Origin of the sequence: Microbacterium sp. 22215 (assembly GCF_052045655.1) — a bacterium.
GTDB lineage: Bacteria > Actinomycetota > Actinomycetes > Actinomycetales > Microbacteriaceae > Microbacterium > Microbacterium phyllosphaerae.
This window is the reverse complement of sequence record NZ_JBQEPC010000005.1, coordinates 216,382-228,975: the sequence shown is the minus strand read 5'-3', so window position 1 is coordinate 228,975 and position 12,594 is coordinate 216,382. Positions and strand designations below refer to the sequence as shown.

The following is a 12,594-nucleotide window of genomic DNA, read 5'->3' as shown; positions in this document are numbered from 1 at the left end:
CGTGTGTCCGAGGCCCCGGGTAGGAAAGAGGGAGATCGAAAGGATTGGGCATGGCCGCAGGCGACATCGAGACGTTCCAGCGAGACGGAATCTGGTTCAACCGCATCGAGGGAGAATCCCGCACACTGGGGTCGAGTTTCGTGACGGAAGACGAGGCAGTCCGGGTCGGTCGCGGAGCGGCGGCTGCGCGTCAGGTCGAACATGCCGTGCGCACCGAAGAGGGGCCGTCCGATACCGGAAACCTCCACGACTGGCATCCACGCGACCTCATGAACTGATCGGCGCGGTGCCCGACGAATCGACACGGCGGATGCTGCTGCAGGCGTGCCTCAACGGGGCGCGCGAGGTGACCGCGCATCCAGGGCTCAGCGCCGACGCGACCCTCGCCGCAGCCGATGCGGCACGGGCGGTCGCGGCCGGAGCGCAAGCGGTGCACGTGCACCCCAAGGACGCCGAGGGACGAGACTCCCTGGCCGCCGATGACGTCGCGACCTGGGTGAGGGCGCTGCGGTCTGCCTGTCCTGGCGTGCCGATCGGTGTGACGACGGGAGCATGGATCGAACCCGACGTCGAGAAGCGGCTGACTGCCATCGCCGAATGGACCGAGCTGCCCGACCACGCTTCGGTCAACTGGCATGAGACAGGCGCCGATCGTGTGGCGGCGCTGCTGCTGAGCCGGGGCGTCGGGGTCGAGGCGGGTGTCTGGGACGCGACGGGTCTCGAGGCGTGGAGCACCTCACCGTCGCGCGCAGCGTGCACCCGGGTGCTGATCGAGCTGCCCGACGAGGCGGCCGAGGTGGTGCGGCGGCACGCCGAAGGGCTGATCGCGCACGTCCGGATCGATGAGCCGAGCGTTCCGATCCTGCTGCACGGCGAGGAGCGCTCCGCCTGGCCGGCACTCACTCTCGCGGTCGAAATCGGCGTCGACTCGCGCATCGGTCTGGAAGACACCCTCACGTTGCCCGACGGCAGGACGGCACCCGACAACGCGTCGCTCGTGCGCGCGGCATCCGCACTCGTGCACTCGAGGTGACGGAGGGCGGGCGCCGGGCACCCGGCCGTCACTCACCGAAACCAGAATCGCGCCGACAGCGTGAGCGTCTTTAGGCTGGGATCTCCCGTTGCGAAGGAGTGCCCGTGTCTGAGACCTCGACCATGACGAGTGAGCGCCCGAGCATCCGACGCAGGGGTGCTGTCGTTCGATGTCGGCTCGCGGACTGAGAGCCGCTCGCCATGACCTCCGATTTCGCCGCTGAACAGCATCCGTTCGATTCCCGCACGAGGTCCGACCTCGACCGGCCCGAAAGCCGCAAGTGGAGTCTGCATCCAGGACACATCGGTGCCTGGGTCGCCGAGATGGACTTCGGGGTCGCTCCGGTGATCGCCGAGGCCATGCACCGCGCGATCGACGAGGAGAACCTCGGGTACCTGTCGCCGCCGCTGGCCGCCCGCCTCGGCGAGGCAACGGCAGGCTGGATGCAGAACGAGTACGGCTGGACCGTCGACCCCGATCGGGTGCATCCGGTGTCCGACGTCATGGCGGCTCTGCGCGTCGCGGTCGAGGAGTACGCGCCCGCGGGATCGCCGGTGATCGTGCCGACTCCCGCATATATGCCGTTCCTGACATATCTGCCGGCGATCGGGCATCCGGTGATCGAGGTTCCCGGTGTCGAGGTCGATGGTCGCTGGCATCACGATCTGCAGCGCATCGAGGAGGCGTTCGCCGCCGGCGCCCGCACGCTCGTGCTCTGCAACCCGCACAACCCGACCGGCACGGTCGTCGAGCGCTCCGAGCTCGAGGCGCTCGCCGAGATCGTCGAGCGGCACGGCGGACGGGTGTTCGCAGATGAGATCCACGCGCCGCTGCGCTTCGACGATCGGCCGTTCATCCCCTATGCATCGCTGTCGGAGGCCACGGCCGCGCACACGGTGACCGGCACGAGCGCGTCGAAGGCCTGGAACATCCCCGGTCTCAAGACCGCTCAGTTGATCACGTCGAACGATGCCGACCAGGAGCTCTACCGCCGCTTCGGATTCTCAGTGCAGCACGGCGCAGCGACGCTCGGTGTGGTCGCCTCGACTGCCGCATATCGCGAGGGCAAGCCGTGGCTCGACGGAGTGCTCTCGTATCTCTCCGACTCGCGACAGGTGCTCGGGGCACTCGTCGACGAGCACCTCCCGGGTGCGGTGTATCGCGCACCGGAGGCCACGTACATCGGCTGGATCGACACGAGCGCGCTCGAGATCCCCGGTGCGCCCGCGGCGTTCTTCCGCGAGAACGCGGGGGTCGTGCTCACCGAGGGCGCGCTGCTCGGGCGCGGGTACGAGGATTTCGTGCGTGTCGTGTTCGCGACGCCGCGGCCGATTCTCGCCGAGGCGTTCGCGGCGATGGGGGATGCCGTTCGCGCGCGCTGACACGCTCGATGGCGCGGCGACGGGCTGGCGCGGTGAAGGGCCGACGGGCCGACGCGCTGACGCGCTGACGCGCTGACGCGCTGACGCGCTGACGCGCTGACCTGCTGACGCGCTGACGCGCTGACGCGCTGACGCGCTGACGCGCTGACGCGCTGACGCGCGTCCGGTCGCCGAATGAGCCGCCGGGTCGGCCGGGGCTCAGACTCGGGAAGATGCCGGGATGCCCAGTCGCGTCGCCGCCGCGGTGAACTCGAGATCGAAGGTCAGGATGCTCGTGAGCGCGTCGCCGATCTCGATCGCCGTCGCGAGGTGCAGTGCATCGAGCGTGCGCAGCCCGCTGTGCATGTCCACCGCTCGGGTCAGTGTGTCGTCTGTGAGCGACACGAGTGCGACCCGGTCGATGAGCTCCTGCGCGGCATCGGCGCTGACCGCGCGACGGTCGGCGACGGCGTGCAGTTCCACCGCCAGCAGCCGTGAGGAGACGAACTCGATGCCGTCCGCGAAGGCCTGGCGCACCGCATCGCTCCCGTTTTCGTCGATGAGAGCCTTGGCCGCTGCGGAGGTTTCGAGGTAGATCACAGACGATCGCTCCGGAGATCGTCGAGGATCTCTCGGGTCGAGCGGGCGCTGGTCGTCGGGGGTGTGCGGAGGGCTCCGGTCTTCGTCGGGAGCGAGACGCGGCCTGACGCCACCAGTCGCTCCCATGAGCTCTGCGACGGGGGAGTCAGCTCGGCGATCGGGCGGCCACGATCGGTGATGGTCAGGCGCTCACCCGCGGCGACACGAGCCAGGACCTTCGCGGTCTGCTGGTTCAGTTCGGTCTTCGACACCGTGGCCATTCCCCGATTCTACGCTCGAACTAGTAGAAGTAGTAGATCCTGTAGCGGTCGAGCGTGCTGCCATCATGCGCGCAGCATCCGACATTCGCCCGCATGTTCGGGACCCCTCGCGTGAGTGGTCAATTTCGCATCCAAAACAGCCGTTTGAGATGCGAAATTGACCCCGCTGAGGTGGGGCCAGGGTGCGGCGGTGTGGAGACGGCTGGGGTCGGCGGTGCGTGGTCACTTTCGCATCGGAAACAGCCTTTTAGCGTGCGAAATTGACCCCGCTGAGGCAGATGCGACTGGCGGTGGTGGTGCGTGGTCGATCCCGCATCCGAAACAGCCGTTTAGCGTGCGAAATTGACCACTCACGGTGCGGAGCGGCGGCCGTGCGGAGCGTGGCAGTGGCCACGAACGGCGGAGCGGAGTGGCGCAGCGAGGCGGCAGAACGCGGCCGCGGCTAGACCGAGAGCGCGGCCCGGTCGGCGAGCGCCGTGGCGATCCGCTCGACCGCCTCGACCATCACCGGCCGGGGCAGCGCGAACACGAACCGTGTGTGCCCGATGGCCGCGACACCGCAGGCGGCGCCGTCCGTCATCGCCACGCCGGCGTGCTCGCGGAACCACTCGCCGAGATCGCCCGTGAGCCCGGTCTCCCGGAAGTCGAGCAGCGCGATGTAGCTGCCCTCGGGCACGACCATCCGCACGCCGGGCAGCTTCTCGTCGACGAGTTGTGCCAGCATCCGCCGGTTGCCGTCGAGGTACTCGACCACTCCGTCGAGCCACTCGCGTCCGCCCGAGTACGCGGCGACGTTCGCGACGACGCCGAGCGTCGAGGTGCCGTGTCCCGCCCAGAACCCCAGGCGCTCCCAGAGTTCAGCGTCGGCGTCGTTCGAGAGGATGACCTGCGCGCACTTGAGGCCCGCGAGGTTCCAGGCCTTCGAGGCGGAGGTCGCGGTCAGCGTGTGTGCGGCAGCCTCGTCCGACACCGACGCGTACGGGATGTGCTGCGCCGGCGCGTAGACGATCGGCGCGTGGATCTCGTCGGAGAACACGCGACCTCCGGCCTCCGTCACGACCGCGGCGATGGCCAGCAGCTCGTCGCGCGTCGCGACCGTGCCGAGGGGGTTGTGCGGGTTGCAGAGCACGAGCATCTCGCCGCCGTCGCGGAACGCCTGCGCGACGGCATCCAGATCCATGATCCAGCGTCGGTCGATCTCGATGCTCGGCACCTCGATGACGCGTCGGTCGCGCATCGGCGGCACCATGAGGAACGGCATGTACGCCGGAGTGGGCACGATGATCGCCGATCCGGGTGACGTGAAGTGCTCGATCGCCAGCTCGAACGCGGCGATGACATCGGGCACGTGGTGCACGCGCTCAGCGGGAATCTGCCACCCGTACGAGTCGGAGTACCAGCGCGACACCTCCTCGGAGAGGCTCTTGGCGAGGTGCTCGGGCAGATACCCGGTGACGCCCAGATCGAGGGCATCCTTCACCGCACCGGTGATGGCCGGCGCGAGTCCGAAGTCCATCTCGGCGACGAAGGCGCCGATCGTGTCGGGGAAGGTCGTCCATTTGACGCTGCCTGCGTGGCGCAAGTCGGCTTGCGTGATCTGGTCGAACGCGCCGGGGGTCATCCCGCCTCCTCTGCGGTCGGAAAGACCGCCTCGTTGCTCTGCGGTGTGAACATCACCAGCGTTTCAATCCTCGCATCCGACACTCCGGCAAGGGTCGCGTCGGCGACCTGTCACGCCGGTCTGGTCCGTGTGACTCCCGAGCTATATGGTGCAGGCATGGACAGCACACCGGACGCGTCGCGCGAGCGCACCACCGAGCAGGGTCGCACGGATGCCACGGATACGCCGCCGCCTCCGCTCAGCCGCACGGGGATCCGCCGGCTGTCGTGGACGCTCGCCTGGGGCATCCCGCTGATCGCTCTGGTCGTCGGTATCGCGCTGACGGCCACGGGTGCGGTCGAGCAGTGGGAGCCGATGGGAGACGACACCTACGAGGTCACGCTGCTCGCCGTCTGGCCGGCAGGCCTCGTGCTTCTCGCCGTGGGTGCGCTCGGGGTCACGGCCGTCGCCATCGCCACCGCGCTGATCACGACGCAGCGGCCGAGCCTGCCCGCCGACTGACGCATCCGCGCGCGTCGGTCGCACAACACCATTGAGCACCCCTTCGGACCGTGCCAGGATTGCCCCGACTCGGCTCGCGGCATCGCGGGTCGGCTGTGACGAAGGGATTCTCATGCAGCTGGCGATGATCGGACTCGGCCGGATGGGCGCCAACATCGTGCGCCGCCTCATGCGGGCGGGGCACGAGTGCGTGGTCTACGACGTGAATGCGGATGCCGTGCAGGCCCTCGTCGCCGAGGGAGCCGTCGGTGCCGACAGCATGGCAGATCTCGCGTCGAAGCTCGAGGCACCGCGGGCCGTGTGGATGATGGTGCCCGCATCGCTCACCGGATCCGTCGCCGACCAGGTCGCGGAGGTGCTCGACGAGGGCGACATCCTGATCGACGGCGGCAACTCGAACTACCGCGACGACGTCAGGCGCGCGAAGGCGTTCCATGAGCGCGGCATCCACTACGTCGACGTCGGCACCAGCGGCGGAGTCTTCGGACTCGACCGCGGATACTGCCTGATGGTCGGCGGTCCCGACGAGGCCGTGCAGCGCATCGAGCCGGTGCTGAAGACGATCGCTCCGGGCGTCGGCGAGATCGAGCGCACGCCCGGTCGCACCGGTGAGCTCACCGCCGAGGAGCAGGGGTATCTGCACTGCGGTCCCTCGGGTGCGGGGCACTTCGTGAAGATGGTGCACAACGGCATCGAGTACGGAATCATGGCGTCGATCGCTGAGGGCCTCAACCTGCTGCACAACGCGGATGCCGGGGTGCGCGAGGCCGAGCACTCCGCCGAGATCGCACCGCTCGAAGAGCCGGAGTTCTACCAGTTCCCGATCGACACCTCGAAGGTCGCCGAGCTGTGGCGCCGCGGATCGGTCATCTCGTCGTGGCTGCTCGACCTCACGGCCGCCGCGCTCGCCGAGAACCCGAAGCTCGACGGATTGGCCGGTCGCGTGTCGGACTCCGGTGAGGGACGCTGGACGGTCAAGGCCGCGGTCGACGTGGGAGTGCCCGTGCCGGTGCTCGCGGCATCCTTGTTCGAGCGATTCGCCTCGCGGGATGAAGACCACTTCGCGAACCAGGTGCTGTCGGCGATGCGCCTGCAGTTCGGTGGGCACCAGGAGTTGCCCGCCGGAGACGTGCTGGAGGCGGGATCGCGCAAGGCGGAGTCCGACAGTGCCGGGGGCTGAGCGGGCCGCGGGCCTCGTGCGTTGAGCGAGGGTGCGCGCCCTTCTACCGTTCGTCGAGCGAGGCCCGCGGGCGGCCCGAGACGAAATGCTCCACGAGCGGAGGCGGACATCTAGACCCACGCCGTCAGTATCCTGGCGCCATGGACCCTCTCCTCGTCGCGATTCTCCTGAACGTCGCCGGTTTCCTCATCGGCCTGTTGATCTTGTGGTTCGTGATCTATACGGCTGTTCGTTCGGCACTGACATCGCATCGCCAGGCGATCGTGCAGGAGGGCCGCCCAGCGCAGCGTTACGCCGGTCGTTGAGCGCCGTGTCTCTGACGCTGGAATCGATTCTTCGTAGCGCCGGAATCGATCCGATCGAAGCCATGGTGATTCGCCACGCCTATGTGCGGGAGCATGAAGACACCGGACTCGTAGGTATTCACGCGAATTCGACTGACGCAGAAATTCTGCACTACACCGCTCGGCAGAGTGCTAAGCAGCGCGTGTTCCCTGCTAGACCTCCGAAGGTCTGGGTTGTTTTCGTGCGGGACGGCGGCGACCGCGCGCGGCTCTGGTCAGTCGTCGAGAACCTCCAAGAGATCTCGAATGACGGAGCCCTCCGCACGTTCTCCCTTTCCGTATCTGACCAGCTCGCCGACCTGAGAAACCGCCTCGTGATTGGATGGCGCTCGCCCCGCACCTGGTGGATCAACGGCACCACCGCTGCTAATTACCCGGTGATGGAGATCGCGGACGCTCAACCGGTTCCATTCCCCGGCTTCGACAGACTCGTGCTCGACTACGCACAGTTACAAGCGGTGATGCGAGACCACCGGTACGCGTCGTGGCGGACGGCCCTTGCGTCTGTGATGGGCATCTACCTGATCACCGATACCCGAGACGGGCGTCAATACGTGGGTAAGGCTGACGGCGCAGAGAGCATCCGTCAGCGGTGGAACGTCTACGCGACGAACGGGCATGGCGGCAACGTCGAACTCCGGACTCTTGAGCCGTCGACATTCAGATACTCGCTCCTCCGAGTGTTCGATCCGGCTACGCCAGAGAGCAAGATCAACGAGGCTGAGGAGCACTACAAACGGGCGCTCGATTCTCGGAACTGGGGACTCAACCGAAACTGATCAACGCACGACGTTGCTGATGAGTAACCGAGACCTGACCTCAGTGAGCAACATACTGCAGTGTCCTCATATGTGTGTCTATATTTCTCACATGACTTCACTGAACAAGAAGCCCTCATATCAGAAAGTCTCGATTCAAGAGGTGGCGAGATGAGACTGAAGCGGCATTCCGCGCTCATGTCTGGCGCCTTGGTGTGCGCACTGGTGCTGGCGGGAGCGACTCCGACATTCGCGTCGTCCGATCCTGATGCGGACTCTGTCGCTGACGCAGTTTCCGACGCCGCACCCAACGATCTGACTGCTCTCCCCATCGAGGAATCAGGGGATCAGCTGACGGTCTCTCCCAATGAAGGAGGCGAGATAACGGCGGCTGTCGACCCTTCAGAGGGGCTCTTGTTCGCGTCGAAGGATGGGGATCATGCCGCGACGGTCGGACTACCGGGTGCAGATGATCTCAGCGAGGCCGCAATCAGTGAGGACGGGTCCATCACATTCGCTGGAGACCACGCGACTCCCTCGGTGAACGTCATGGTGGCGGATACAGCTGTGCGGATCAGCACCGTCATCAGCTCTCCGAATCAGACAGAAGAATTCACCTACGACTTTGGTGATGCCGCGGTCGTAGAGCTTCAGGATGATGGAGGAGCGCTCGTGCTCTCGACTGAGAAAGTCGCAGATGCGCAGGGCGAAGCTGAGGTCATTCTCGCGAGTATCGCGGCGCCATGGGCTGTTGATGCTGCGGGTGAGTCGCTCGAGACGCGCTATGTGGCGGACGGCGGGACGCTTACGCAGGTCGTAGAGCACCATGACGTCAACGTTGCGTACCCTGTGGTCGCCGACCCTAGCTTCGACCAGCCGAACATCTTTCAGTTCCGGGTCCGCTTCAACCGCGCCGAGACGAGGACGATTGCGCAGAACGGCCTCGCCTCGTTGGGTGGCGCGATCTGTGGCGCTCCGATGGCACTCGTGTGCATCGTCGCCGCGGGGTCTATCGCGTGGAACGCGGGGGTGGCTGAGAACTCCAAACCGAAGCGCTGTGTGCAGGTGACGGGGACAAACACCTACTCGCCCCTGAACGTGGTCTGGTGGGTCGACACGTACCGTGGTGGGCCGTGTCGGTAGGGGACGGAGTGTTCTCATGTCGGGTCCGGTAGTTCCTCCGCCGTCATGGTTTCTGACGGTGACGCGCCCGGTCTCAAGACTGGTATGGACAGTCCTGGCGTTGGTCCTCTTCGTCGCCGGCTTTATCCTGAGTGCCGTGTTTCCTGACTTTCGATTCTTGCTACAGGGGGCCGCAGTCATAGTCGTCATGGCGTGGTATTTCGTCATGGCGAAGCACCACAAGACGGCCAAGCGGCAGGACTAGCAACGGTGTGGGGCGGGTCTTCCTGGCCATGGCGATTCGCGGCCGGGTTGTCCCGTGGGTCGGGACAAGTGGGCGCGGTGCCCGAATGAAATGCCGGTGGACCGATTCCGCGCGGGCATCACGTCTCCGCAGGCGGCAGACAGGACGCGCGTTGCTGGGAGCGGTGCTGGTGCTCCCCGCGCTGACAGGGTGCACTCCCATATTGGAGGCGGGTCCTTCTTCCGCGCCGAGCGCGGACTATCCACCGAACCCGATCGACACGATCACCGACCCTTCGAGCGGTCTCTTCGTCGACTTCACGATCGACCCCGTCCTCGATGAAGCGGGGAGCGGACCGGCCACCTTCGAGCTACCCGAGGTCGACGGCAAGGTCGCGTTCTACGTGACGTGCTCACCGACGGCCGAGTACCGCATCGACGTGTTCGATTCCTTCGTGAGCGGAGACTGCGGCGACGTACTCGCAGCGTTCGGGATGGTCCCCGTGAGCGGAGAGTCGCGCACTGTGCGTCTTTCGGTTTCTGACGGGGCGATGTTCCACATCGTCGGTATCGAACAGGGCGAGTGATCCGCCCGCACCAGCAGTACTCTGATCCTCATCCGGCTACACCCATCGCCCGCATCGAGGGAGATCGGCAAGATGAGACCACTGCGCTACGCGATCAACGTCACGCTCGACGGCTGTGTTCACCACGAGGCGGGCGTGGCTCCCGATGAGGAGCTGATGGGCTTCTGGACCGCGGAGATGCAGCGTGCGGATGCCGTGATCTACGGCCGAACGACCTACGAGATGATGGAAGCCGCGTGGCGGCGTCCAGCATCCGGGGTGTGGCCCGACTGGATGGACGAGTGGGAGACCCCGTTCGCCGAGGCCCTCGACCGCATATCGAAGCACGTGGTGTCGAGCACGCTGGAGTCGGTCGACTGGAACGCCGAGCTCGTCCGCGGCGACCTGGCGGACGCTGTCCAGGCGTTGAAGAACCAGCCGGGCGAAGGGCTGTCGGTCGGCGGCGTGACGCTCCCGCTCGCGCTCGCCGATCTGGGGCTGATCGACGAGTACACGTTCGTCGTGCATCCGATCATCGCCGGTCACGGCCCGAGGCTGCTCGACGGGCTGAACGAGCGGATCGAGCTCGAGGAGGTAGGTCGTCGGGTGTTCGGTTCCGGTGCCGTGGCGGTCACATACCGTCCGCGGCGGTGATCACAGCTGCTGGCGTCTGAGGAGCCCATGATCTGCGACCGATCCACAGTGCGGTGAAACCCGCGTAGGCGATGAATACCGCTGCGGACCCGAGCACCAGGATCCAGAGGCTCAGCCCGTTCTGATAGAGCCAGCTCATATAGATCAGGAACAAGGCGCTGCCCAGCGCACCACCGACGCCGGCGCCGACACTGATCTTCATGCGATCCGCCGGCGTGCCATCGGTGGTTGTTGAGACGCGCTTTCCGATGTATGCGCCGAAGGCAGAGGTCAGTCCGGATACGGCGCCTGTGATGACTGTGGGCATCACGATGAGCAGGGCCAGCCAGTACCAATTGGTCCATTGGCGGTCGTCCGCGGAGTCGAGCGAGCCGGCGAGGTACGGTGCGCCGTGGATGATCAGCATCGTCACGATGAAGAACACGAGTCCGAAGAGCGTGAGCGCGAGAGTCAATATGCCCATGCTGAGCGGCCCTCGTGTCTCCCTCATCCCGCGACTCTATCCAAGACCGTGCAGCAGCACCGGTCATCGAGCGGGGCGCGCGAAGCGGACCGAGGCGAAACGCGCCACCCACAGCCTCGGTAGCCTGTTCAGGTGCCCCGTCCCCGAAGTGAAGCCGCGCGCCAGTCCGTGCTCGAGGCGATGCGCGCCGCCGTCGTGGCAGGCGAGTACGAGGCCGTGACGATCGAGGGTCTCGCGGAATCGGCGGGAGTCTCCAAGCAGACGATCTACCGCTGGTGGCCATCGAAGGCGGCGATCCTCGGAGAGGCGCTGCTCGAGGGAGAGGTGCCCCTCGCGGATGCGACCGTCGCGATGAGCGACGACATCCGGGCCGACCTGCACGCCTGGTTCTCGGCGATGTCCGCCGGCATGGAGCGGCCCGAGGGTGTCGCTCTCGCCCGGGCGCTGATCGCGGTGACGGCCACCGACCACGAACTCGGGCTGGCGCTCAATGAGCGGCTCGCGGCGCCGATCCGCTCGTGGGTCGCGGAGCGGATTGCGCGTGGACAGTCGGCAGGCGAGATCCGTGAAGACGTGGATGCTGCCGCCATCGCCGACCAGCTCATCGCTATGGCGTCGTACGCAGCGCTCATCGGTCAGCCGTTGAGCGTCGAGCGCATCGGGGAGACGGTGACGCGACTGCTGCGAGGGATCGCTCGCTAGCTGGTCACGGCGTGCAGTAGGCGACCATCGCGTCGGTCGCCGTGCGCAGCTGGGTGGATGCCGCATCCATGCCCGCGGCGTCACCGGTGATGGCCTTCTCGCCCTCGGCGACGAACGCGTCGATGCTCGTCGTCCACGAGTCGCGGAGCGTGACGAACTCCTCGGGTCCGTCGACACCACGGATGTTCTCGGCGACCTTCTTGACCTCATCGAGCGCGGCCTGCGCAGCCTCGGGAGTCGGCGAGCTGACGCTCTCGATCACACCGGTCACCTGCACGGCTTGAGCTGCGACCTGACCGCAGGCCGCGAGGGTCGACGCCTGAGAGCATCCGGAGAGCAGCAGGATGCCGACGGCCAGCGACGCGAGAGCAGGGAGCTTCTTCATGAGAGCCAGGGTAGGTGGTGGAGATGTGAGGGTTACTGCGAGCCGTACGCGACGCCGACGAAGGTCACGGGCTTGCCTGCGGCTTCTGCGTAGGCGATCTCGCGGAGCGTCGATTCGCCGAAGTGCTCACCACGGTTCACGACCTCCACGCGGTCGGCCAGGTCGATCCTGCGCAGGTGCAGCTCGCCGAGGGCGTCCTTCTGCTCATCGGTGATCGGGCCGTCGATCTCAGCCGGCATGAGGACGATGAAGCCGGCGAGCGTCAGGCTTTGGCTCACCACGCGCATGTCCTCAATGAACCGCATGGAGCCGCAAATGCAGACGATCTCGGGACGGTTGGGCATGGGGTCAGTCTTTCATCCGCGCGGAGGCGGTGGCCGGAGCCAGGCGGGGTGCCGCGGTCTAGGCTCGGCTCATGAGCGAGCCCAGTGCCGAGCCCTCCCTGATCCAGCAGCGCATGGCATTGCAGCGCCGCAAGAACTTCGCGATCTACTCGATCGTGTTCTCCGCGGTCATGGTTGCAGGATGGGTCGTCACGCTCGTGCTCGATCCGAGCGCGCTGTACCGATGGATCGGCCCCGCCGTGTTCGGCATCGGAGTGTTCATCGGGATCTTCGAGCTGCGCAAGGCGCGGCGGGCGATCGGCGAGTTCGAAGGCCGGCACGGTCGCCGTGCCGGCCTCCAAAACTGAGGTGCTTATTGCACCGACCATCCACCGTCCGACGCCAGCACCGCACCGTTGATGTTCACCGCGTCGTCCGACAGCAGGAACGTGATCGACGCGGCGAGGTGCTCGGCATC

At 66.5% G+C, this 12,594-nt stretch carries 18 protein-coding genes and 1 pseudogene; 12 read left to right on the top strand and 7 right to left on the bottom strand.

Annotation, left to right across the window (positions count from 1 at the left end; genetic code table 11):
• The first annotated feature begins 50 nt into the window (after positions 1-50).
• From ACTJKH_RS10775 to ACTJKH_RS10765, 3 genes are all read left to right on the top strand, one after another.
• Positions 51-278, top strand: a complete 228-nt coding sequence (locus tag ACTJKH_RS10775; RefSeq protein WP_259160906.1) for a DUF2188 domain-containing protein — start codon at positions 51-53, stop codon at positions 276-278.
• A gap of 8 nt (positions 279-286) precedes the next feature.
• A complete protein-coding gene (locus ACTJKH_RS10770; protein ID WP_440736896.1) occupies positions 287-1,033 on the top strand; it encodes a 3-keto-5-aminohexanoate cleavage protein in 747 nt (248 codons plus the stop codon).
• A 200-nt stretch (positions 1,034-1,233) separates the two neighbouring features.
• Positions 1,234-2,415 (top strand): MalY/PatB family protein, encoded by a 1,182-nt coding sequence (locus tag ACTJKH_RS10765; RefSeq protein WP_440736895.1) that lies wholly within the window; start codon positions 1,234-1,236, stop codon positions 2,413-2,415.
• A 198-nt stretch (positions 2,416-2,613) separates the two neighbouring features.
• Here ACTJKH_RS10765 and ACTJKH_RS10760 read toward each other — a convergent pair whose 3' ends face one another.
• The 3 genes from ACTJKH_RS10760 to ACTJKH_RS10750 all read right to left on the bottom strand — a co-directional run bounded on the left by ACTJKH_RS10760 (position 2,614) and on the right by ACTJKH_RS10750 (position 4,875).
• The gene (locus tag ACTJKH_RS10760) at positions 2,614-2,994 is read right to left on the bottom strand and encodes a type II toxin-antitoxin system VapC family toxin (protein WP_440736894.1); all 381 of its coding nucleotides are present in this window, start codon (positions 2,992-2,994) and stop codon (positions 2,614-2,616) included.
• Positions 2,991-3,254: a type II toxin-antitoxin system Phd/YefM family antitoxin gene (locus ACTJKH_RS10755; RefSeq protein WP_440736893.1), complete on the bottom strand. Its 264-nt coding sequence runs from the start codon at positions 3,252-3,254 to the stop codon at positions 2,991-2,993. The genes ACTJKH_RS10760 and ACTJKH_RS10755 overlap by 4 nt, the downstream gene beginning before the upstream one ends.
• A 442-nt stretch (positions 3,255-3,696) precedes the next feature.
• Positions 3,697-4,875 carry a MalY/PatB family protein gene (locus ACTJKH_RS10750; RefSeq protein WP_440736892.1) on the bottom strand — a complete coding sequence of 393 codons (1,179 nt, stop codon included), beginning with the start codon at positions 4,873-4,875 and terminating at the stop codon, positions 3,697-3,699.
• A 156-nt stretch (positions 4,876-5,031) separates the two neighbouring features.
• Here ACTJKH_RS10750 and ACTJKH_RS10745 point away from each other — a divergent pair, with 156 nt between their 5' ends.
• From ACTJKH_RS10745 to ACTJKH_RS10715, 7 genes are all read left to right on the top strand, one after another.
• Complete coding sequence (locus tag ACTJKH_RS10745) at positions 5,032-5,376, top strand: hypothetical protein (RefSeq protein ID WP_440736891.1); 345 nt, start codon at positions 5,032-5,034, stop codon at positions 5,374-5,376.
• Positions 5,377-5,488: 112 nt separating this feature from the next.
• Positions 5,489-6,556, top strand: a complete 1,068-nt coding sequence (gene gnd, locus ACTJKH_RS10740) for a phosphogluconate dehydrogenase (NAD(+)-dependent, decarboxylating) (protein ID WP_440736890.1) — start codon at positions 5,489-5,491, stop codon at positions 6,554-6,556.
• 140 nt (positions 6,557-6,696) lie between these two features.
• Positions 6,697-6,861: a hypothetical protein gene (locus tag ACTJKH_RS10735; protein ID WP_440736889.1), complete on the top strand. Its 165-nt coding sequence runs from the start codon at positions 6,697-6,699 to the stop codon at positions 6,859-6,861.
• A 5-nt stretch (positions 6,862-6,866) separates the two neighbouring features.
• A complete protein-coding gene (locus tag ACTJKH_RS10730; protein WP_440736888.1) occupies positions 6,867-7,679 on the top strand; it encodes a GIY-YIG nuclease family protein in 813 nt (270 codons plus the stop codon).
• Between the two features lie 60 nt (positions 7,680-7,739).
• Positions 7,740-8,801: a hypothetical protein gene (locus tag ACTJKH_RS10725; protein WP_440736887.1), complete on the top strand. Its 1,062-nt coding sequence runs from the start codon at positions 7,740-7,742 to the stop codon at positions 8,799-8,801.
• Positions 8,802-9,214: 413 nt separating this feature from the next.
• Complete coding sequence (locus ACTJKH_RS10720) at positions 9,215-9,610, top strand: hypothetical protein (RefSeq protein WP_440736886.1); 396 nt, start codon at positions 9,215-9,217, stop codon at positions 9,608-9,610.
• Between the two features lie 72 nt (positions 9,611-9,682).
• Complete coding sequence (locus tag ACTJKH_RS10715; protein WP_440736885.1) at positions 9,683-10,243, top strand: dihydrofolate reductase family protein; 561 nt, start codon at positions 9,683-9,685, stop codon at positions 10,241-10,243.
• Here the strand turns inward: ACTJKH_RS10715 and ACTJKH_RS10710 are convergent.
• Complete coding sequence (locus tag ACTJKH_RS10710; protein ID WP_440736884.1) at positions 10,221-10,733, bottom strand: hypothetical protein; 513 nt, start codon at positions 10,731-10,733, stop codon at positions 10,221-10,223. The two genes, ACTJKH_RS10715 and ACTJKH_RS10710, sit on opposite strands and share 23 nt — an antisense overlap.
• Positions 10,734-10,838: 105 nt before the next feature.
• Here ACTJKH_RS10710 and ACTJKH_RS10705 point away from each other — a divergent pair, with 105 nt between their 5' ends.
• Positions 10,839-11,408 carry a TetR/AcrR family transcriptional regulator gene (locus ACTJKH_RS10705; RefSeq protein ID WP_440736883.1) on the top strand — a complete coding sequence of 190 codons (570 nt, stop codon included), beginning with the start codon at positions 10,839-10,841 and terminating at the stop codon, positions 11,406-11,408.
• Between the two features lie 4 nt (positions 11,409-11,412).
• Here ACTJKH_RS10705 and ACTJKH_RS10700 read toward each other — a convergent pair whose 3' ends face one another.
• Positions 11,413-11,793, bottom strand: a complete 381-nt coding sequence (locus ACTJKH_RS10700; RefSeq protein WP_440736882.1) for a hypothetical protein — start codon at positions 11,791-11,793, stop codon at positions 11,413-11,415.
• A 32-nt stretch (positions 11,794-11,825) separates the two neighbouring features.
• Positions 11,826-12,080 (bottom strand): hypothetical protein, encoded by a 255-nt coding sequence (locus ACTJKH_RS10695; RefSeq protein ID WP_440736991.1) that lies wholly within the window; start codon positions 12,078-12,080, stop codon positions 11,826-11,828.
• A gap of 128 nt (positions 12,081-12,208) precedes the next feature.
• Between ACTJKH_RS10695 and ACTJKH_RS10690 the strand changes: the two genes are divergently transcribed.
• The gene (locus ACTJKH_RS10690; RefSeq protein WP_440736881.1) at positions 12,209-12,484 is read left to right on the top strand and encodes a hypothetical protein; all 276 of its coding nucleotides are present in this window, start codon (positions 12,209-12,211) and stop codon (positions 12,482-12,484) included.
• Between the two features lie 5 nt (positions 12,485-12,489).
• Here ACTJKH_RS10690 and ACTJKH_RS10685 read toward each other — a convergent pair.
• A pseudogene (locus ACTJKH_RS10685) lies at positions 12,490-12,591 on the bottom strand (short-chain dehydrogenase); the annotation flags it as partial.
• Positions 12,592-12,594: the final 3 nt, after the last annotated feature.

What these genes read in the sequence shown, in the direction of transcription:
- ACTJKH_RS10710 (WP_440736884.1), bottom strand. Translation starts at nt 10,733, where the DNA reads ATGAGGGAGACACGAGGGCCGCTCAGCATGGGCATATTGACTCTCGCG.
- ACTJKH_RS10690 (WP_440736881.1), top strand. Translation starts at nt 12,209, where the DNA reads ATGAGCGAGCCCAGTGCCGAGCCCTCCCTGATCCAGCAGCGCATGGCA.
- ACTJKH_RS10745 (WP_440736891.1), top strand. Translation starts at nt 5,032, where the DNA reads ATGGACAGCACACCGGACGCGTCGCGCGAGCGCACCACCGAGCAGGGT.
- ACTJKH_RS10735 (WP_440736889.1), top strand. Translation starts at nt 6,697, where the DNA reads ATGGACCCTCTCCTCGTCGCGATTCTCCTGAACGTCGCCGGTTTCCTC.
- ACTJKH_RS10775 (WP_259160906.1), top strand. Translation starts at nt 51, where the DNA reads ATGGCCGCAGGCGACATCGAGACGTTCCAGCGAGACGGAATCTGGTTC.
- ACTJKH_RS10700 (WP_440736882.1), bottom strand. Translation starts at nt 11,793, where the DNA reads ATGAAGAAGCTCCCTGCTCTCGCGTCGCTGGCCGTCGGCATCCTGCTG.
- ACTJKH_RS10695 (WP_440736991.1), bottom strand. Translation starts at nt 12,080, where the DNA reads ATGCGCGTGGTGAGCCAAAGCCTGACGCTCGCCGGCTTCATCGTCCTC.
- ACTJKH_RS10755 (WP_440736893.1), bottom strand. Translation starts at nt 3,254, where the DNA reads ATGGCCACGGTGTCGAAGACCGAACTGAACCAGCAGACCGCGAAGGTC.
- ACTJKH_RS10715 (WP_440736885.1), top strand. Translation starts at nt 9,683, where the DNA reads ATGAGACCACTGCGCTACGCGATCAACGTCACGCTCGACGGCTGTGTT.
- ACTJKH_RS10765 (WP_440736895.1), top strand. Translation starts at nt 1,234, where the DNA reads ATGACCTCCGATTTCGCCGCTGAACAGCATCCGTTCGATTCCCGCACG.
- gnd (WP_440736890.1), top strand. Translation starts at nt 5,489, where the DNA reads ATGCAGCTGGCGATGATCGGACTCGGCCGGATGGGCGCCAACATCGTG.
- ACTJKH_RS10750 (WP_440736892.1), bottom strand. Translation starts at nt 4,875, where the DNA reads ATGACCCCCGGCGCGTTCGACCAGATCACGCAAGCCGACTTGCGCCAC.